Raw genomic sequence first — 18881 nt, 5'->3', positions numbered from 1 at the left:
CTGCGGACAAAAGACGATGAGTGACCTCCCCAAAGTGCGCCGGCTCGAAGCCGTCGGTTTTCGCGCCTGGCCGGCAGCCTCGGTGCAGTATGACGGAAGCTGGCTCTGCCGGCTGACCGCCGGCCACCCCTCGCGCCGGCTGAATTCGGTAAACCCGCTCGACCCGTCCGACTATCGCGACCTCGACATCCGCCTGCAAAAGGCGGCAAAGCGCTTCGCCGACTACGGCCGGCCGCTGCTGGTGCGCCAGACGCCCCTGACGCCGCCGAAGCTGATCGCCTTCATGGACGAAGCGGGCTGGGGGGAAGACGGCCATACCGTCGTCATGATGGCCGACCTAGCCACCCTTCCCCGCGACGAAGGCCTCGACCACCTGCCAAGCCGCGATGTCGGCCGCTTCGTCGATGCGCGCATTCGCGTTGCCGGCGACGACCCGGCGCTGAAGCCCGGCCTGACCGAGATCATCAACGCCATCAAGCCGGAAACCGGCCTCTTCATCTTCGAGGAAGCGGAGTTCGGCCCGACGGCCGTGACGATCGCCGTGCACGACAATGACCTGGTCGGCATTCTCCAGCTCGGGGTTGCAGAAGAACGGCGCGGCCAGGGCCTCGGCACCGCCATCCTGCATGCGAGCCTGCGCTGGGCCAAGCTCAAGGGCGCCCGCCACGCCTGGGTGCAGGTCGAGGCGGACAATGCGGCGGCGATCGCGCTCTACCGCCGCGCCGGCTTCCAGGACGTCTATCAGTACAGTTATCGGGGACCGGCCGCGGCATGACCGAACTGACGTCCAAGCCCCGTCGCATCCTGCTCGTCGCCGCCTGCGCGCTCGTCGATGCCGATGGCCGTATCCTTTTGGCACAACGGCCTGAAGGCAAATCGCTCGCCGGTCTCTGGGAGTTCCCGGGCGGCAAGGTCGAGCCCGGCGAAACGCCGGAAGAGACGCTGATCCGTGAGCTGGACGAAGAACTCGGCATCCAGACAAAGGTCGCGTGCCTTGCGCCGCTGACCTTCGCCAGCCACACCTATGACGACTTCCACCTGCTGATGCCGCTCTATGTCTGCCGTCGCTATGAGGGCACCGCCCATGGCCGCGAAGGGCAGGCGATCAAGTGGGTGCGGCCGAAGGCGTTGCGCGACTATCCCATGCCGCCCGCCGACGAACCGCTGATCCCCTTCCTGATGGACCTGCTCTGAGCACTCCGGCAGGAATTTACCCCGCATTTTTCGTGTTTCGTTAAGCAATCGTTTAGCACCGTGGTTCAAAGATTAGCTTTGAACGTTGCAATGCGTGCGAGACCCTGTGATGCGTGACGATGACTTCTGGAAAGCCGTTCAGGAGAAGGATTACACGCCGGCCGGCGATACCCGGACCGGCGCGCTCAACCTCGCCCTGCTCTTCGGCACGGCTGTAATAGCGCTTGCGCTGGTTTTGACCCCGGTCCTCTCCGCGAAGACCGACAAGCGCATGATGGCGAACGTGCCCGACGAATTCGACATGATCTCGACAGGTTCTATCCCGACGGATGGGACCAAGCGATACACGGTGCGCCGCAGCGTGCTGCAGGAAATGCCCGGGGCCGTCTGCATCGTCAACGGCAATGGTCAAGGCAACGGCTGCTGAGCCGACAGCAAACCTAGAGTGCTCGAAGCACGCAGGAGAGATGAATGGTGCGCAGGCTGCTGAAATCATTCCTTTCCAACCGCAGTGGCGCGACAGCCATCGAATACGGGCTCCTCGCGGGGCTCATTGCAATTGGTCTCCTGGCCGGTTTGCAGGCCTTTAGCGGCGGCCTCGGAAATGTCTTCAACACCGTCACGACCAGCATCGAATCCGCACGGAATTAACGCGGTTATTCCTGGCCGGTCTGCTTGAGCGCATCGGCCAGGCGCATCGTCGCCGAGCCGGGTTTCAGCGGCTTCTGCTGGCTTTCATGCGGCGCCCAACCCGAGACATAGATGACCGAAAAGGTCGCCCGGATCCGTCCGTCAGGATCGGAAAAGCGTTGTGCATAAAGCTCCGCCGCCCGCAGCAGCACGCCCCGCGCCAAAGGCCTGCGGCTGCGCCCGGTGAGTGGATTGGCCATCCCCATGGCGCGCAGGTCCTTCATCAGCGGAAAGAGCGAATCGTAGCGGACCGTATAGGTCTCCTTGTCGGTCACCGGCAGGGCGAAGCCGCCGCGCTGGAGCAATGCGCCGATATCGCGCACGTCCGGGAAAGGCACGACCCTCGGGCTCGCCCCACCGGTCATCTCGCTTTCCGCCGCAAGCAGAACCTCGCGGAGTTCCTGCAACGTGCCATTGCCCGGGATCGCCGCAAGAAACAGCCCGTCCGGCTTCAGCGCCCGGCGGATCTGCACGAAGACCCCCGGCGTATCATTGGTGAGGTGCAGGGCAAGCGGCGACACGATGAGGTTTGCCGATTGCGGCGCCAGCGGCACCGTTTCCAGCGACGACACGGTCAGCACTTCGCCGGGCGTGGCAAAACGCTGGTCGCTCTCGATCCGCTCGATGGCATCCACCTTGCCCGTTTCGGCAATCGCCCGCGCAACGGCGCCGGTATGGCCATGCAGTTCCACAGCCCGCTCGAAGCGCCGGTCGATGACGCTGAGGCGCTCGGCCAGTTCCCGCGCCACCACGTCGAGCAGGAAATCCGCCGGCCCGTCTTTGAGGGCCCGCAGCCGGTGCATGTCGATCAGGGCGTGGTCGAAGAGCGTTTCCATCGTCAAAATCCAGTTCGGAATCCCATCGCTTTGGCCATTGGGAGAGACTATTGTCAACCGCATGGGCGAAATCGAGGCTGAGGCATTGCCGGCAATCCCGCTCCGGCTGGTCGTCGCCCGCCGGTTGCGCGGTCTTGCAGGTGCCGCCCTCAACCTTGTCTACCCGCCGGCCTGCGCCGGGTGCGGCGTGCTGCTCGGCAGCAGCGCCAGCCTCTGCCCCCACTGCTGGGCGAAGCTCGCTTTCATCGAACGCCCCTATTGCGAGATGCTCGGTACACCCTTCTCGCACGATCTCGGCCCCGGCATCCTCAGCGCCGATGCCATCGCCAATCCGCCGCCTTTCGACAGGCTGCGCTCCGTCGCGCTCTATGACGACCTCGCCCGCGTGCTGGTGCATTCGCTGAAATACCGCGACCGAACCGACCTGGCGCCGATGATGGCGCAATGGATGCTGCGCGCCGGCGACGGCAGCGTGCAGGCGGCCGATCTCATCATCCCCGTCCCCCTGCACCGTTTCCGCCTGCTCTGGCGCAAGTTCAACCAGGCAGCCGAACTCGCGCGCGCCCTTGCAGACCTTTCCGGCAAACCGGTGCTCATCGACGCCGTGCGTCGCACGAAGCGCACCCGCCGCCAGATCGGCCTCGGCCCACGCGCCCGCGAGGAAAACGTGCGCGGCGCCTTCGCCATCACGCCGGAAGGCCGCGACAAGCTCTTCGGCCGCCGCGTCGTGCTCGTCGACGACGTCTACACGACCGGCGCAACCGTCGCGGCGGTCACTCGCACCCTGAAACGCGCTGGCGTTGCCGACGTCACCGTTTTGACCTTTGCAAGGGCGCTTCCCGGACCTATATGAAAGACAAGGTTTTCCAAGCTTTGGAGCAGCAAACTATGGCTTCGGTCGTCATCTATACGCGTCAGTTCTGCGGCTATTGCAGCGCCGCCAAGAAACTTCTCGAGACCAAGGGCGTGGCCTTCGAGGAGCATGACGCAACCTATGCACCGGAAGTGCGCCAGGAAATGATCAAGCGCGCCAACGGCCGCACAACCTTCCCGCAGATCTTCATCAAGGACCGCCATGTCGGCGGCTGCGACGACCTGCATGCGCTGGAACGCGCCGGCGAACTCGACGCGCTGCTGGCAGCGTAGGGAGACAATCCATGACCGTCACGATCGCCGCCGTCCAGATGTGCTCCGGGACCGATCCCGTCCGCAACGTGGAAACGATGCGGCGCCTCGTGCGCGAGGCGGCCGCCAAGGGCGCCGTCTATGTCCAGACGCCGGAGATGACCGGCGCCCTCCAGCGGGATCGCACCGGTCTTAAAGCCATCCTCCGCTCGGAGGCCGACGACCTCGTGGTCGCGGCCGCCACGGAACTCGCCAGGGAACTCGGCATCCATATGCATGTCGGCTCGACGGCCATAGCGCTTTCCGATGGCAAGATCGCCAACCGTGGCTTTCTGTTCGGCCCGGACGGCGAAAAAGTCTGCAGCTACGACAAGATCCACATGTTCGACGTCGATCTCGACAATGGCGAGAGCTGGCGCGAGAGCGCGGTCTATTCGCCGGGCGCCGTCGCGCGCATGGCCGACCTGCCCTTCGCGAAACTCGGCTTCGCCATCTGCTACGACGTGCGCTTCCCGGAACTCTTCAAGACGCAGGCCCAGGCCGGCGCCGAGATCATCTCCGTGCCCGCCGCCTTCACCCGCCAGACCGGCGAGGCGCATTGGGAAACGCTGCTGCGCGCCCGCGCCATCGAAAACGGCGTCTACATCATCGCCGCAGCCCAGGCAGGCGTGCACGAGGACGGCCGCGAGACCTTCGGCCATTCCATAATCATCGACCCGTGGGGCCGCGTTCTTGCCTCAGCCGGCGGCACCGGCGAGGCCATCGTGCTCGCTGAGGTCGATCCTGCCGCCGTCAAGGCCGCGCATGACAAGATCCCGAACCTGCGCAATGGACGCGCCTTCACCCTCGAGGTGGCGGGCGAGCCCGCGAAGGGAGGCGTTGCCGCTTGATCCGCTACGAGCTTTCCTGTGACAATGGGCACGCCTTCGAAGGGTGGTTCGGCTCAGCGGGCGATTTCGACCGCCAGCAGACGATGGCGCTCGTCTCCTGCCCGTCCTGCGGCTCCGCCCACGTCGCCAAGCGCCTGATGGCTCCGTCCGTCTCGACCGCCCGCAAGAAGGAGCGCCGCCAGGAACTCGTCGTGCAGGCCGGCCAGAAGGAAATGATGGCGAAGCTCCGGGAGGTCGTCACCACCATCCGTGCCAATTCCGAGGACGTCGGCGAGCGCTTCCCCGAGGAGGCCCGCAAGATCCACTATGGCGAAACCGAGCAGCGGGGCCTGATCGGCCGCGCCTCCGCCGAAGAGGTGCGCGACCTGCTGGAAGAAGGCGTCGAAGTCGCCCCCCTCCCCGTCCTGCCTGACGATACGAATTGATGCGCGGCCACCGTCTCGCCGCCTACAATTTCGGCCTCCATGTCGATGATTACGAAAGCCCGCGCGTCGAAGGGTTTCGCCTGCGCGAACCCTTGAACTTCGAGGCGGCAAGCCGGGCGGACGGCTATGTCGGCCGCTCGGGCTACGACGACGTGCCGGGACCGGAAAGCTGGGGCGAGAAGGTCTATCCCCGCTTCATCAAGGGTAGCGGCTTCGAAGACGCACCCTCCTCTCTGTCGCTCTGGGCCGACCTCGAAGCGCTGATGGCCTTCACCTATAACGGCGTGCACGCCGATGCGCTGAAATATGCCCGCAACTGGAACCAGAAGCAGGCCTGGCCTTCGCTCGTTTTATGGTGGGTGCCGGACGGTTTGCGGCCCGTCTGGGCCGACGGTGCGCAGCGGCTGGAATACCTGCACGACAACGGCCCGACGCCGCGCGCCTTCACCTTCAAGGTCGCCTTCTGTCCGGACGGCAATCCCGTCGCCATCGACCGCAACCGTGTGAAGGCAAAGGCCGAACACAATGCGCCCGGACAGGAAGACCTGCTTGCCGTTGCGAGGACCCTGAAACCCTGACTACGCGGAGGCGCGGCGGGCGACCATCATGTAGTTGACGTCCATGTCCTTCGACAGGTTCCACTGATTGAGCAACGGATTGAAGAACACGCCGGTCCGGTCCGTTACCGTCAGGCCCGAAGCCGTAAGCGGCTTCTCGATCTCTTCCGGACGCACCAGCTTTTCATATTGATGCGTACCGCGTGGCAGCCAGCGCAGCACATTCTCCGCGGCAAAAATCGCCAGCGCTGCCGCCTTCATAGTGCGATTGATCGTGGCGACGAACGTCATGCCGCCGGGGCGCACCATGGAGGCGCAGGTGGTGAGGAAGAACTCGACGTCGGAGACGTGCTCGACCACTTCCATGTTGAGCACGACGTCAAACGTCTCGCCGGCTTCCGCCAGCGCCTCGGCCGTCACCGCCCGGTAATCGACCGGAACGCCGCTGCCGGCCGCATGCGCCTTGGCAATACCGATATTCTTTTCCGACGCGTCCGCGCCGAGCACATCCGCCCCCATGCGCGCCATCGGCTCGGACAGCAGGCCGCCGCCGCAGCCGATATCGAGGATACGCAGCCCCTCGAGCGGGCGATGCGCCTTCGGGTCGCGGCCGAACTGGGCTGCGACAAGATCGCGGATATACGTGAGGCGGACGGGATTGAACTTGTGCAGCGGACGGAACTTGCCGGCCGGGTCCCACCACTCGGCGGCCATCGCCGAAAAGCGGTCAACTTCCGCCTGGTCGATCGTCGTGCGGGCTGCCTCGCTCATGGCTCGTCTCCTTCGCGTCCGTATCCCCGTGAAGTCGGCCTCCACGGGGCGGATGTCAAGAGGGCGAAGCGTCTCAGCCGAGCCGCGTTGCCTTGAGCCGCGCTTCGTCGAGCACGATGCCAAGGCCGGGCGCCTCGCCGAGCAGCAGCCAGCCATTCTCATGGCGCAGCGGCGTTGCAAGCGGATAGTCGCGGCGCGCCTCGCTCCATTCCGGCGTGTCATAGGGATATTCGAGGAAGGGCGCATCCCCCGCCCCCGCCGTCAGATGCGCATTGGCGAGCACACCGATGCCGTTCGTCCAGGAGTGCGGCGTGAAGGTGACACCCGCCTCGCGCGCCTGGAAGGCGAGCCGCCGGCAACCGGTAATGCCGCCGACCAGCGCCACGTCCGGCTGGATGACGTCGAAGGCGCGTTCCTCGATGATGTCGCGGAATTCGTAAAGCTCCCGTGTCATCTCGCCGCCGGCGATGCGAATGTCGGTCGCCTCCTTCAGCGCCTTCATGCCCTTGCGGTCGGAGCGGTGCAGCGGCTCCTCCATCCAATAGATGCCGAGCCGTTCCAGTTCGCGCGCAACGACGAGCGCATCCTTGAAGGTCCAGGGCAGCGTCGTGTCCCAGGGCATGCGCCAACCCTGGTTGCAGTCGACCATCAGTTCCAGCCGGTCGCCGACGCGCGCCCGGATCGCCTCCAGTGCCTTGACGTCGTCGCGCCAGCCATTGCGGCCGCCGGCTGACGACGAGAAGCGCACCTTCATCGCCGGAAAACCCTCTTCGATATAGCGCTCCGCCTGGTCCGCCATGGCGGAGGGCTCGCGCAGGACGCCGGAGGAGGCGTAGAGCCGAACGCGATCAGCCCGACCGCCCAGCATGCGCCAGACCGGCTCGCCCGTCACCTTGCCGGCGAGATCCCAGAGCGCGAGATCAAGCGGCCAGCAGCGGCCATAGTGGAAGTTGATATGCGACAGAACCTCATAGTGCCGTTCGAGATGGCGCGGGTCCTGCCCGATGAACAGGTCCTCGTGCCCCTCGAACCCCTTCATCAGGTCGCCGGAGCCGATGCCCTCGCGGCCCTCGTCGTCCGTCACGCGCACGATCGTCGCGTCGAAATGCCGGCGCGGCCGGCCGTCCCAGCTGGCCTTGAACGGTGGATCGAGCGGCAGCCGGTGGTGGCTGATCCCGATGGAAACGATCTTGCTCATGCCTTCCCCCTTCAAGAGCAGTTCCAGGAAAAGTGTGAAGCGGTTTTCCGTGGGAACTGCGAAAAAACAAAAAGCTCAGCCGAACTGCTGCCAGATCGTCTTGTAATCGCAATATTTGTCGATCGCATGCACCGAGCGGTCGCGGCCGAAGCCGGATTGCTTGAAGCCACCGAAGGGTGTGGCGAAATTCGACATGTCGTAGGTGTTGATCCAGACAGTCCCGGCGTGGATCGCCTCGGAAAAGCGGTGCGCCCGGTCCATGTCGCGGGTGAAGACCGCGCCGGCCAGCCCATAGATCGTGTCGTTTGCGATCGCCAGCGCCTCATCCTCCGTGTCGAAGGCAATAGCCGCCAGCACGGGTCCGAAAATCTCCTGGCGGGCGATGCGCATGTCGTTCGTCACATCGGTGATGACGCCCGGCGAGACATAATAGCCGCCAGTCTCCGCCAGCACGCGTTCGGCGCCGAAAGCACGGCGCCCTCCATCCTTCTCGCCAATGGCGATCAGCCCGAGCACCTTGTCCATATGCTCCGCCTCGATCAGCGCACCGATCTGCGCCGAGGGTTCGAAGGGATGCGCGAGCGCAATCTCACGCTTCACCACCGCCTCGATCTTCTCGATCAGTGCGTCCTGCACCGAGCGCTGCACGACGAGGCGGGTGGCGGCGTGGCAGGTCTCGCCGGAATTGTAGAAGCAGCCCCAGGCGGCCGCACTCGCCGCCGCATCCAGATCCGCATCCTCGAACACGACGAGCGGCGACTTGCCGCCAAGCTCCAGCGCTACGCGCTTGAGGTTCGACTGCGCCGCATAGCCCATGATCAGCTTGCCGACCTCGGTCGAGCCGGTGAAGGCGACCATGTCGACATCCATGTGCAGTGCAAGCGGCTTGCCGACCTCTTCGCCGAAGCCTGTGACGACGTTGAAGACGCCGGCGGGAAGCCCTGCCTCGATCGCCAGTTCCGCCAGCCTCAACGCCGAAAGCGAGGACTGTTCGGCCGGCTTCAGCACGACGGAATTGCCGGCCGCGATCGCCGGCCCGAGCTTCCAGGCGTCGATGATCATCGGATAGTTCCACGGCGTGATCGCTGCGACGACACCGATCGGCACCTTGCGCACCAGCGCCCGTGCCTTCGGCCCCGTCGGCGCGATCTCGTCATAGAGCTTGTCGATCATCTCGCCGTAATACTGGATGCCATCCGCGCAGAGCCGCACGTCGACGCCGAGCGACGCCTGCACCGGCTTGCCGACGTCGAGCGTCTCCAGCAGCGCCAGTTCCTCGCCGTGGGTACGGATCAGCTCTGCCCAGGCCAGCATGATCTTCTTCTTTTCCAGCGGTTCCTTGCCGCGCCAGATGCCGCTGGCAAAGGCGTTGCGCGCCGAGGCGACGGCCAGATCGACATCCGCCGCATCTCCCTGCGCCAGCACGGCACCCGGCTGGCCGTCCATCGGACGCGTGCGCACGAAGGTCCGGCCGGACGCGGCAGGCTGCACCTTGCCGTCGATGAAATGTCCGCGGTCGAACGAGAGCCCGGCAAGGCGGTCTTCCCAATAGGCACGGCTGAACTGTTCGGTCATGTCAGGTCCTCAGAGCGTCTTGGGCAGGGCCATAACCGCGGCGGCCACCGTATCAATATCGGCGTCGGCAATGTCGCGGATCGTCGAGCGGCGCATCGGCTGGTTCTCCGGTGCGCGCATCTCGCGGGCGAGATCATCGGCGGTGAAGGCGGCAAAGGTTTTCGGCAAAGCGCGGACAATGCCACAGCGATCCATCAGGTCGCTGACAAATCCAGGCAGCATCGCCGTATCGGACAGACCGCAGGCGCGTGCCGCGGCGGCAAGATCCGCGGTATCCGCCTCCACGAGCCAGGCGAGCGTCGCCTCGAATCCGAGCGCCGTGGCCAGCCCGTGGTGCACCGGCGCGAGGCCGGCAAGCGCGTGGCTGATATTGTGCGCGACCGCGGTGCCGCAATTGTCGATCGCCATGCCGGCATAACACGAGCCGAGCAGCACTTTGCCGCGCGCCTCGATATCCGCCGGGCTCTTCACCGCCGTCTCCAAAGCCTCGGTGAGAAGGCGCAAAGCGGCATGGGCATAGAGCGCCGCACCCGCATGGGCATTGCGGTTGGTCGCCGCCTCGAAGGCATGCACGAAGGCATCGAGCCCGCACCAGGCGGTGAGGTTGGCCGGCAGCGTCACCGTCAGCGCCGGATCGAGCAGCACCAGATCGGCCTTGGTCTCCGGCCCCCAGATCCAGAGTTTCTTGCCTTCCGGCCCGGCAAAGATCGTCGTCGCCGAGGTCTCGGAGCCCGTGCCCGCCGTGGTCGGCACCATGATCTTCTTCAGCGGCCTGTTGGGAAGCGGATTGGCGGCGAGCGCGTAATGCATCGGATCTGCATCCGCCGCCGCAGCACAGGCCGCAATCTTCGCGATATCGAGCGCCGAGCCGCCACCGATGCCGACGACGAGATCCTTGCCGCGCGCGGCACCCGTCGCCGCCCTGACATGGGCAAGTTTCGGTTCGCCCGCAAAGTCGGAAAAGAACGCCGCGCTCACGCCTTCCGCTGCAAACTGGGTAGCGAGACGCTCGCCAAGGCCATTCCCCGCAAGAAAACCATCGATGACGACGAGGACCTTTTCGGCGCCGAGCGCGCGGGCAGACGCGGCGATGGTGTCATGGACCCCGTCACCAAAGCGGATATCAGGCACGAAAGACGTTGCGAACTTCACGAGAACACCCCGGATTGATTTGCCGAACCGTGCATCACGATTTCAGATTTTCAAATCCTTGGATTTTTCGGGCTTTTTGATAACTTCAAATCATGAAAGTCAGTTTGCTCGCCCATATCCCCCTTGAAGCCTTTCGCGTCTTCGACGCCGCCTGCCGCCACATGAACTTTTCCCGTGCCGGCCGCGAGCTGAACATCACGCAGGCCGCCGTCAGCCGCCGCATCAAAGGGCTGGAAGACCATCTCGGCACCCAGCTCTTCGCCCGCAGCGGCAAGAACCTGACGCTGACACCGCGCGGCGAAAAACTGTTCCAGCGCGTACGCGCCTCGCTCGACTATCTGGAGGAAAGCCTCGAACCCTTCCGCACCGGCGCCGGGCAGAGCATATCGCTTGCCGCCAGCGGCTCGGTCTCGCATCTCTGGCTCGGTCAGCGCCTGCGCAATTTCGCGCGCGACAACCCGGACGTCTCCCTCCGCCTCGTCACATCGGACAGCCCCGCCGACCTCGCCTCGGAAAACAACGACCTCGTGATCCTCTACTCTGCGGGTGAACATCCCCGCTGGGACCTGACCCCGCTGCTGGCCGAGGAACTGGCGCCGGTGGCCGCACCGGGCTACATCGCCCGCAAGCGACTGGAGGCCGCCACGGTCAAGCCCGCCGATCTCGCAGGCCTCGATCTGATCGACTACGAGCGCTTCAACGCCAACTGGATCTCCTTCCGCCCGTGGCTGGAGCGCGTCGCGCCCGAAGCCTACCGCCGGATGCCGTTTCCCCGCCCGCACCTCACCTTTTCCACCTATGCGCTTGCCATCGACGCAGCGCTCAGCGGCGATGGCGTGGCGCTCGGCAGTCTTGGCCTTATTGCAGCAAAACTTGCCGAAGGTTCCCTCGTGCAACTGGGCACGACAAGCCTCGTCACCGGATACGGTTATCATCTCGGCCTGCCGAAATTTCGCACCGCGCCGCCGGAAGTGCTGAAACTGCACGCCAGCCTGCTGGCCTCGCGAAACGGGCTGTAGCAGAACCATCCAAACATGCTTACCGACATCATGTTTCTATTGGCAATGATGGTAAACAGTGTCACACTTTGGGGCATTCAGGAGAGAAGCGAGGTCGTGGGGAGGCCTCGGTGATCGTGTGGTCCGTCAAGGGCCATGGGGTGGCTGACACGCCGCCCTCCTGCAACGAAAGATCGTGGGACGATGACACTCAGCGCCTTGCTCATGGCCTTCTACACGTTGATCGCGCTGCTGTTCATCGACTGCAGCCTGCGCGAAGGTGCGGAAAAAGGCGGCCGGTGGGATCTCGACCGCGTGCTAGGCCTGCTGCTTTGCGTCGCCTGGCCACTGGCGCTTGCCGGCACCCTGCTTGTAGCCTATCAGGAGCGTGAGATCGGCTGATCCAGGGGCGTTGCCCTGCCTGTTGCACAATGACCGGCATCAGCTCCATCGCCACAGGCAACGGCGCGGTTCGGCATGACGGAGCGGAGAAAACAGGGCATATCCGGCTTGCTTGTCTTCGGGCTCTTCGCCGTGGTGCTGTTGGGCGCGCTCAGTGCCACCGTGCTTTTCGCCAACAACTACCGTAATCTCAACCTGCTGCTTTCCCGCTTCGGATTCGATCCGATCGACACGACCCCGCGCGAGCGTGCGCTTCGGCCCTATGAGCTGAAGGGCAATCGCATGCCGCGTCCGAAGGGTCTCATTTCGGAACGCCTGCTCACGCCCGTCACCCCCAGCCAAACGCAGTTCGTGCGCACGATCCACAAAGCGCCGCAGGCGCTCTGTGAGGCGCTGGAGCGCAGCGGTTTTCCCAATCCCGGCTGGAAGGTCGGCATTTTCGACAAGGAAAGCTGGGATTGCCAATCCTACCGCGAATTCCCGCACGCGCAGGATGGCGCAAACCCGCCGTCCTCCGCCTTCCTTGCCATCAAGGGCAATGCGGAGACGCGCGTTTCCTCCTTCCGCATCAAGCTCAATATCGAAAACCCCGCAACGCAAAACCTCGTGACGGACGCCGTCATCGCCGCCCTCGAAGTCTTTCTCGAAGAAGTGCGCTGGGAAGAGGCGCCGGAGATTTTTGCCGACATCCGCGCCCTCAAGGAATTCGACATCATCCGCTTCGGCAACCGGATCCAGCTCAAGAAGGAATTCAGCGAGACGCCGCGCTATAACTTCGTCATTACGCCGGACCGTACGCGTAACCGCGGCTCCTACCTGCCGGATTATTTCGATCGCAGCCGCTGGATGCCGCTGCCCGATACGCTGTAATCCTCCCTTGATGGCACAGACATTCCCAACCACACTCCACCCATTCAAACCGGAGCAGGCATGAAAGCGGCGACGAGGACGAAACCGAACGGGCGGGCGATTGCATGGGCAATGGCAGCCTCACTTCTCCTGTCATGGACGGCAGCGCAGGCCACGGGCCTGCAATCTGGTGCGGTCTCCGACGAGCCGATCTGGACCGACAAGCCCGTTCGCATCGACCGCAAGGCGCAAGGCTATGAGCGGGTAAAAGTCGAACGGAAAATCCCGCCGCTGACCCTGAAGCCGACGACGCGCGTCACCGTCTTCGACAGCAGCTCGTTTCAGGAGGGTGGACGCCTCTATGTGCTGGCGGATGCCGTGGCGGTCAATCCGAAGCGGCTTTGCCGTGGCGATGACAGGCACATCGCCGCCTGCGGCCAGCAGGCGCGGCTTTTTCTGAAGCGCCTGATCACCAACCGCCCACTGGCCTGCCGTGAACATTTTCGCGCAGGCCATGCCGTCTTCGTCTCGTGCCGTGTCGGTGACGCGGACCTTGCGGAAAGCCTTGTTGCCAAGGGAGCGGCCTGGGCTGCGACGCCACGCCTGGCTGCGGTCCAGCAACGGGCGATGGCTGCGAAGGCCGGAATATGGATCGACATGGAATGCCGCACAAACGGGCGCTGCCCGCCACAGGAGCGGCGCTGAGTGCTGCCACGCCCCTTGCCAGTTCACAGCGCAATCGCTTCCGCCTATGGTCTGCCCATATGAAAAACCTTCTCCCCCGCATGTTTCGCAATACAGAAACCAGCACCCATGACGCCCCGCCAAGACGGCGCATCGAAATCGACCGGCGCCGGTCGACGATCTACGCCATCGGCGACATCCACGGCTGCCTCGATGCGCTGCTCGCACTGGAAGCACGCATCCTGGCGGACGTCCGGCAAAGCGGCGTGCAGGACCCGCTGCTGATCTATCTCGGGGACTATATCGATCGCGGGCCGGATTCGAAGGCGGTGCTCAGCCATATCGCCCGCCAGGATCACGGCGACGGCATCGAGCGCATAGCGCTCTGCGGCAATCACGACGATACGTTCCTGCGCTTCATTCATGACCCGGCTAACAATGCGGCCTGGATGAATGTCGGGGGCGATGCAACCTTGCGGTCCTACGGCCTCGGGGAACTGGCGCATCTGCGGCGGCCGGAGGAGCTGGCGGATATCGGGCCGATGCTGCGCGCGACGATCCCGAACGAACACGTCACCCTTCTCGAAAACCTGCCTGTCATGGCGACGATCGGAACCTGCCTCTTCGTGCATGCCGGCATCCGCCCGGGCATCGCGATCGAAGACCAGACGGATCGCGACCTGCTGTGGATTCGCGAGCCGTTTCTGAGCGAAGGGCCGCGCCTGCCGATCAACGTGATCCACGGCCATACGGCCGGGGCGGAGGCGGTTTTCGGCACTCGGCGAATCTGCATCGATACGGGTTGCTACAAGACGGGGCGGCTGACGGCGCTCAAGGCGACCCCGGACGGGGCAAGGCTGCTTTAGCCTTGCCGCCGGATCCGCCTAACCGCGGCCGAACTCATCCTCGATGCGGATGATATCGTCTTCGCCGAGATAGGACCCCGTCTGGACCTCGATCAGTTCCAGCAGGATCTTTCCGGGATTTGCCAGGCGGTGCAATTCGCCCTGCGGAATATAGACGGATTCGTTTTCGCGCAGCGGGATCGTCTTGTCGCCGATCGTCACCTCGGCCGTGCCGCGCACCACGATCCAGTGTTCGGAGCGGTGATGGTGCTTCTGCAGCGACAGCCGCTTGCCCGGCGTCACGAACAGGCGCTTCACCTGGAAGCGGTCACCGTTCAGCACGGAGGTGTAGCCGCCCCAGGGACGGTAGGATGTCGGGTGGGTCTCGGTCAGCTTCGCCGTCTTCGGCAGGGCCGCCAGATGTTTGACCAGCTTGCCGACATTCTGGCTGTCTTCCAGGCGGCCGACATAGACGGCATCTTCGCTGGCGATGACGGCGATATTGTCGAGCCCCTGCACCGCGACATGGATGTCGCGCGAGATGACCAGCGAATTGCGCGTGTCGAGCACTGTCGTGCTACCATCCGCGACGTTGCCGGCGTCATCCTGCTTGCCGGTCTTCCATACCGAATCCCAGCTGCCGAGATCGGACCAGGTGATCGGCGAGGGTACGACGGCGGCAATCGGTGTCTTCTCGAAGATCGCATAGTCGACGGAAATATCCGGTGCCCGGGCAAAGGCTTCTTCGTCGAGCCGCTCGAAATCGAGATCGTGTTTGGCCTTGGCTACGGCCTCGCTCGCCGCATCCAGCACCTCGGGCGCATATTGCCGAAGCTCGCGCAGGAACAGGCCGACCGGCAGCATGAACATGCCGGAATTCCACAAATAGCCACCCGCCGCCAGCATCGCCGTCGCGCGGTCACGATCCGGCTTCTCGACGAAGCGCCGCACCGCATTCGCCCCGTTTCCGAGGTCTTCGCCAATCTCGATGTAACCGTAGCCGGTCGCCGGTTCGTTCGGCGTGATGCCGAAGGTGACGAGACGGCCGGCCTCGGCCGCGGCCTGCGCCTTGGCGATGCAAGCGAAATAGACGTCATTCGCATCGATCTCGTGGTCCGATGCCAGCACCTGCATGACGGCCTGCTCGCCAAACTGGCGCGCAATGACGGTCGCTGCAACGGCAAGCGCCGGCGCCGTATTGCGTGCGACGGGCTCAAGCAGGATCGACGTCAGCGCGATGCCGGCGGCGCGGGCCTGCTCGGCGACGAGGAAGCGGAAGTCATTGTTGGTGACGACGATCGGCGGCGCATAAAGGCCCGCATCCGCGACGCGCGCCAGCGTCTTCTGGAAAAGTGTTGCCTCCCCCAGGAACTCGAGGAACTGTTTTGGCGCAGACGCGCGGGAGAGCGGCCACAGGCGGGTGCCCTTACCGCCGGCCATGATCACGGGTACGATCTTGCTGGTCATCATTCCTCGTCCTGATGCTTGGCCCACCGTCATGGAGAGCATGGCATATGTGACGCCACTCTCCACCTGCCCCGTAAAGAAACAGCAAATTGCATGGCCGACACTTTGCCCGCAAAAGTGCCTTCTTGACGTTAAGGTAAAGAGGACCTTCCGCAAGGCATGCGCATTTGACAGACAACAAAAAGCCCGCCGGAGGCGGGCTTCTGTTGCAGGCGATCACCCGTTCGGGGATCAGACCGGCATAACGATGCCGTTCAACGTCGTCAGCTCGGCAAGGTAGGTCTCGACGCCGAACTTGTGCTCGTCGGAGGCAGCATGTTCGAGTTCCTTGCGGGCGGCCTCGATGCGGCGGGTGATGTCTTCGCTCTTGATGTCATCGACATGCACGGCCGATTCGGCCAGCAGCGTGCAGCCGGTCGGGATGATGTCGGCGAAACCGCCGAAGACCACATAGCGGTCCTTCTTGCCATCCGCGAACGTCACGGTGACGACACCGGGCTTGATCGTCGTCATGGTCGGCGCATGGTTGGCCATGACGGTCATCTCGCCCTCGGTCGCCGGAATGACGACGGAGCTGACGCTGCCGGAAACCAGCAGGCGCTCGGGAGAAACGAGTTCAAAGTTGAAACTGTCAGCCATGACCATTCACTTCTTTTGATTTCATAGGTCAGGAGAGGGCGCCTGATTTGCAGGCGCCCATCGTTCATCAAGCGGCTTCGGCAGCCAGCTTCTTGGCCTTTTCGACCGCTTCTTCCATGGAACCGACCATGTAGAACGCGGCTTCCGGCAGGTGATCGTACTCGCCGTTGACGAGGCCCTTGAAGCCCTTGATCGTGTCTTCGAGAGCGACGAGCTTGCCCGGCGCACCGGTGAAGACTTCGGCGACGAAGAACGGCTGGGACAGGAAGCGTTCGATCTTGCGGGCGCGGGCAACGGCGATCTTGTCGTCTTCCGACAGTTCGTCCATGCCCAGGATCGCGATGATGTCCTGGAGCGATTTGTAACGCTGCAGGGTCGTCTGGACCTTACGAGCGACTTCGTAGTGCTCTTCGCCGACAACCATCGGGTCGAGCATGCGCGAGGTCGAGTCGAGCGGGTCCACGGCCGGGTAGATGCCCTTTTCGGCGATCGAGCGCGACAGAACCGTAGTTGCGTCCAGGTGGGCGAACGAGGTTGCCGGCGCCGGGTCGGTCAAGTCGTCGGCGGGAACGTAGATGGCCTGAACCGAGGTGATCGAGCCCTTGGTCGTGGTCGTGATGCGTTCCTGCATCTGGCCCATGTCCGTTGCGAGCGTCGGCTGATAGCCCACGGCCGACGGGATACGGCCGAGCAGAGCCGACACTTCGGAACCAGCCTGCGTGAAGCGGAAGATGTTGTCGACGAAGAACAGAACGTCCTGGCCCTTGTCGCGGAAGTCTTCAGCAATCGTCAGACCCGTCAGAGCGACGCGAGCGCGTGCGCCCGGCGGTTCGTTCATCTGGCCATAAACGAGGGCAGCCTTGGAGCCTTCGCCGCCGCCGTGCTTGTTCACGCCGGATTCGATCATTTCGTGGTAAAGGTCGTTGCCTTCGCGGGTACGTTCACCCACGCCTGCGAACACCGAGTAACCACCGTGCGCCTTGGCGACGTTGTTGATCAGTTCCATGATGAGAACGGTCTTGCCGACGCCTGCGCCGCCGAACAGGCCGATCTTGCCGCCCTTTGCGTAAGGTGCGAGCAGGTCGACGACCTTGATGCCGGTGACGAGGATCTGCGCTTCCGTCGACTGCTCGACGTAGGACGGTGCTTCCTGGTGGATCGAACGCTTGCCAGAAGTGACCAGCGGGCCAGCTTCGTCGACCGGCTCGCCGATGACGTTCATGATGCGGCCGAGCGTTTCCGGACCGACCGGAACGGTGATCGGCTCGCCCGTGTCGGCGACCGGCTGACCGCGGACGAGACCTTCGGTCGAGTCCATGGCGATGGTGCGCACGGTGTTTTCACCGAGATGCTGGGCAACTTCGAGAACAAGGCGGTTGCCGTTGTTGTCGGTTTCCAGTGCGTTGAGGATCTTCGGCAGATCGCCGGTAAAGGCGACGTCGACGACGGCGCCGATGACCTGCGTCACGCGACCGGTCGCAACGAAAGCGGCCGGAGCGGCAGCCTTCGCAGCGGCCTTGGCGACAGCGGTCTTCGCAGCCGGTGCCTTGGCTGCCGTTGCCTTCGCGGCAGGAGCCTTGGTTGCTGCTGCTGCGACCGGAGCCGCCGCTGCCGTCTTGGTCGCAGCCGGCTTCTTCGCCGCTGCGGTGTCCTTCGGGGTAGCTGCCTTAGCCATATCTCTTACCCTCTTTGTCCTGGTCCTTAGAGCGCTTCAGCGCCCGAGATGATTTCGATGAGTTCCTTGGTGATCTGAGCCTGACGCTGACGGTTGTAGTTGAGCGTCAGCTTGTTGATCATGTCACCAGCATTGCGGGTCGCGTTGTCCATGGCGCTCATCTTGGCACCCATTTCGCCGGCGACGTTCTCGAGCAGGGCCCGGAAGATCTGGACGGAAATGTTGCGCGGGATGAGATCCCCGAGGATCGCGCTTGCATCCGGCTCGTAGTCGTAGATCGCCGCCGCACCAGTCGTCTCGGCAACGACCGCCGGAGCGGAGGCCGGAATTAGCTGGAGCGCGGTCGGGATCTGCGAGATGACCGACTTGAACTCGGAATAAAACAGCGTGCAGACGTCGAACTCGCCCTTTTCGAACAGGCCGATGACCTTGCGGCCAATCTGGTCAGCGTTCTCGAAGCCGATGCGCTTGACTTCACGCAGGTCGACACGATCGACGATCAGCGAAGCGAATTCACGGCGCAGGATATCAAAACCCTTCTTGCCGACGCAGACGATCTTGACCGTCTTGCCGCTCGCCAGAAGCCTGCGGGTATGGTCACGCGCCAGGCGCGCAATCTGCGAGTTGAAGCCGCCGCACAGGCCGCGTTCAGCCGTGCAGACCACGAGCAGATGAACCTGGTCCTTGCCCGTGCCGGTCATCAGGCGTGGCGCCGAATCGTCCTGGCCGACGGCCTGGGCAATGTTGGCGAGCACGACGCTCATGCGCTGCGAATAGGGCCGGGCGGCCTCGGCCGCTTCCTGGGCACGCCGAAGCTTTGCCGCGGCGACCATTTTCATCGCCTTGGTAATCTTCTGCGTCGCCTTGACGGAGGCGATCCGGTTTTTCAGATCCTTAAGTGAAGGCATC

23 protein-coding genes are annotated in these 18881 nt (G+C 64.1%); 14 read left to right on the top strand and 9 right to left on the bottom strand.

Going from position 1 to position 18881, the window contains the following annotated elements; translation table 11 throughout:
* Nucleotides 1-16: 16 nt before the first annotated feature.
* The 4 genes from ACT6VE_RS15635 to ACT6VE_RS15620 all read left to right on the top strand — a co-directional run bounded on the left by ACT6VE_RS15635 (nucleotide 17) and on the right by ACT6VE_RS15620 (nucleotide 1845).
* Nucleotides 17-775 (top strand): GNAT family N-acetyltransferase, encoded by a 759-nt coding sequence (locus tag ACT6VE_RS15635; protein WP_444799473.1) that lies wholly within the window; start codon nucleotides 17-19, stop codon nucleotides 773-775.
* Entirely contained in the window at nucleotides 772-1194 is a 423-nt protein-coding gene (mutT, locus tag ACT6VE_RS15630) for an 8-oxo-dGTP diphosphatase MutT (protein ID WP_444799472.1), read from the top strand. The genes ACT6VE_RS15635 and mutT overlap by 4 nt, the downstream gene beginning before the upstream one ends.
* Nucleotides 1195-1303: 109 nt before the next feature.
* Complete coding sequence (locus ACT6VE_RS15625) at nucleotides 1304-1621, top strand: hypothetical protein (protein WP_444799471.1); 318 nt, start codon at nucleotides 1304-1306, stop codon at nucleotides 1619-1621.
* A 44-nt stretch (nucleotides 1622-1665) separates the two neighbouring features.
* Complete coding sequence (locus ACT6VE_RS15620; RefSeq protein ID WP_444799470.1) at nucleotides 1666-1845, top strand: Flp family type IVb pilin; 180 nt, start codon at nucleotides 1666-1668, stop codon at nucleotides 1843-1845.
* A 5-nt stretch (nucleotides 1846-1850) separates the two neighbouring features.
* Here the strand turns inward: ACT6VE_RS15620 and ACT6VE_RS15615 are convergent, their stop codons facing one another.
* Nucleotides 1851-2720: a methyltransferase domain-containing protein gene (locus ACT6VE_RS15615; protein WP_444799469.1), complete on the bottom strand. Its 870-nt coding sequence runs from the start codon at nucleotides 2718-2720 to the stop codon at nucleotides 1851-1853.
* A gap of 61 nt (nucleotides 2721-2781) precedes the next feature.
* Here ACT6VE_RS15615 and ACT6VE_RS15610 point away from each other — a divergent pair, with 61 nt between their 5' ends.
* Genes ACT6VE_RS15610 through ACT6VE_RS15590 form a run of 5 tightly spaced genes read left to right on the top strand, consistent with a single transcriptional unit; the run spans nucleotide 2782 to nucleotide 5738 of the window.
* Complete coding sequence (locus tag ACT6VE_RS15610; protein WP_444799570.1) at nucleotides 2782-3573, top strand: ComF family protein; 792 nt, start codon at nucleotides 2782-2784, stop codon at nucleotides 3571-3573.
* Nucleotides 3574-3608: 35 nt separating this feature from the next.
* Nucleotides 3609-3866, top strand: a complete 258-nt coding sequence (grxC, locus tag ACT6VE_RS15605) for a glutaredoxin 3 (RefSeq protein WP_069060792.1) — start codon at nucleotides 3609-3611, stop codon at nucleotides 3864-3866.
* A gap of 11 nt (nucleotides 3867-3877) precedes the next feature.
* Nucleotides 3878-4735 carry a carbon-nitrogen hydrolase family protein gene (locus ACT6VE_RS15600; RefSeq protein WP_444799468.1) on the top strand — a complete coding sequence of 286 codons (858 nt, stop codon included), beginning with the start codon at nucleotides 3878-3880 and terminating at the stop codon, nucleotides 4733-4735.
* On the top strand, nucleotides 4732-5160 hold the full coding sequence (locus ACT6VE_RS15595; protein WP_444799467.1) for a DUF1178 family protein: 429 nt from the start codon (nucleotides 4732-4734) through the stop codon (nucleotides 5158-5160). The genes ACT6VE_RS15600 and ACT6VE_RS15595 overlap by 4 nt, the downstream gene beginning before the upstream one ends.
* Nucleotides 5160-5738 carry a DUF3291 domain-containing protein gene (locus tag ACT6VE_RS15590; protein ID WP_444799466.1) on the top strand — a complete coding sequence of 193 codons (579 nt, stop codon included), beginning with the start codon at nucleotides 5160-5162 and terminating at the stop codon, nucleotides 5736-5738. Before ACT6VE_RS15595 ends, ACT6VE_RS15590 begins: the two co-directional genes overlap by 1 nt.
* Here ACT6VE_RS15590 and ubiG read toward each other — a convergent pair whose 3' ends face one another.
* From ubiG to ACT6VE_RS15570, 4 genes are all read right to left on the bottom strand, one after another.
* Nucleotides 5739-6488, bottom strand: a complete 750-nt coding sequence (gene ubiG, locus ACT6VE_RS15585; RefSeq protein ID WP_444799465.1) for a bifunctional 2-polyprenyl-6-hydroxyphenol methylase/3-demethylubiquinol 3-O-methyltransferase UbiG — start codon at nucleotides 6486-6488, stop codon at nucleotides 5739-5741.
* Nucleotides 6489-6561: 73 nt separating this feature from the next.
* The gene (locus ACT6VE_RS15580) at nucleotides 6562-7686 is read right to left on the bottom strand and encodes a mandelate racemase/muconate lactonizing enzyme family protein (RefSeq protein ID WP_444799464.1); all 1125 of its coding nucleotides are present in this window, start codon (nucleotides 7684-7686) and stop codon (nucleotides 6562-6564) included.
* Nucleotides 7687-7761: 75 nt separating this feature from the next.
* A complete protein-coding gene (locus ACT6VE_RS15575) occupies nucleotides 7762-9261 on the bottom strand; it encodes an aldehyde dehydrogenase (protein ID WP_444799463.1) in 1500 nt (499 codons plus the stop codon).
* Nucleotides 9262-9270: 9 nt separating this feature from the next.
* Complete coding sequence (locus ACT6VE_RS15570; RefSeq protein WP_444799462.1) at nucleotides 9271-10413, bottom strand: iron-containing alcohol dehydrogenase; 1143 nt, start codon at nucleotides 10411-10413, stop codon at nucleotides 9271-9273.
* 92 nt (nucleotides 10414-10505) lie between these two features.
* Between ACT6VE_RS15570 and ACT6VE_RS15565 the strand changes: the two genes are divergently transcribed.
* The 5 genes from ACT6VE_RS15565 to ACT6VE_RS15545 all read left to right on the top strand — a co-directional run bounded on the left by ACT6VE_RS15565 (nucleotide 10506) and on the right by ACT6VE_RS15545 (nucleotide 14212).
* Complete coding sequence (locus ACT6VE_RS15565; protein ID WP_444799461.1) at nucleotides 10506-11432, top strand: LysR substrate-binding domain-containing protein; 927 nt, start codon at nucleotides 10506-10508, stop codon at nucleotides 11430-11432.
* A gap of 183 nt (nucleotides 11433-11615) precedes the next feature.
* Nucleotides 11616-11813 carry a hypothetical protein gene (locus ACT6VE_RS15560; RefSeq protein WP_444799460.1) on the top strand — a complete coding sequence of 66 codons (198 nt, stop codon included), beginning with the start codon at nucleotides 11616-11618 and terminating at the stop codon, nucleotides 11811-11813.
* Nucleotides 11814-11888: 75 nt separating this feature from the next.
* The gene (locus tag ACT6VE_RS15555) at nucleotides 11889-12683 is read left to right on the top strand and encodes a DUF6030 family protein (protein ID WP_444799459.1); all 795 of its coding nucleotides are present in this window, start codon (nucleotides 11889-11891) and stop codon (nucleotides 12681-12683) included.
* A 111-nt stretch (nucleotides 12684-12794) separates the two neighbouring features.
* Nucleotides 12795-13367, top strand: coding sequence for a thermonuclease family protein (locus tag ACT6VE_RS15550; RefSeq protein WP_444799458.1), 573 nt, complete (start codon nucleotides 12795-12797; stop codon nucleotides 13365-13367).
* An 80-nt stretch (nucleotides 13368-13447) separates the two neighbouring features.
* A complete protein-coding gene (locus ACT6VE_RS15545; protein WP_444799457.1) occupies nucleotides 13448-14212 on the top strand; it encodes a metallophosphoesterase family protein in 765 nt (254 codons plus the stop codon).
* Between the two features lie 18 nt (nucleotides 14213-14230).
* Here the strand turns inward: ACT6VE_RS15545 and ACT6VE_RS15540 are convergent, their stop codons facing one another.
* The 4 genes from ACT6VE_RS15540 to ACT6VE_RS15525 form a co-directional block, all read right to left on the bottom strand.
* The gene (locus ACT6VE_RS15540) at nucleotides 14231-15658 is read right to left on the bottom strand and encodes a mannose-1-phosphate guanylyltransferase/mannose-6-phosphate isomerase (protein WP_444799456.1); all 1428 of its coding nucleotides are present in this window, start codon (nucleotides 15656-15658) and stop codon (nucleotides 14231-14233) included.
* A 231-nt stretch (nucleotides 15659-15889) separates the two neighbouring features.
* Complete coding sequence (locus tag ACT6VE_RS15535) at nucleotides 15890-16297, bottom strand: F0F1 ATP synthase subunit epsilon (RefSeq protein WP_069061598.1); 408 nt, start codon at nucleotides 16295-16297, stop codon at nucleotides 15890-15892.
* Between the two features lie 67 nt (nucleotides 16298-16364).
* Nucleotides 16365-17972 (bottom strand): F0F1 ATP synthase subunit beta, encoded by a 1608-nt coding sequence (gene atpD, locus ACT6VE_RS15530; protein WP_444799455.1) that lies wholly within the window; start codon nucleotides 17970-17972, stop codon nucleotides 16365-16367.
* A gap of 26 nt (nucleotides 17973-17998) precedes the next feature.
* Nucleotides 17999-18880, bottom strand: coding sequence for a F0F1 ATP synthase subunit gamma (locus ACT6VE_RS15525; protein WP_444799454.1), 882 nt, complete (start codon nucleotides 18878-18880; stop codon nucleotides 17999-18001).
* Nucleotide 18881 lies beyond the last annotated feature (1 nt).

The sequence above is a fragment of the Shinella sp. genome, assembly GCF_052438155.1.
GTDB lineage: Bacteria > Pseudomonadota > Alphaproteobacteria > Rhizobiales > Rhizobiaceae > Shinella.
This window is presented reverse-complemented; position numbering and strand designations above follow the sequence as displayed.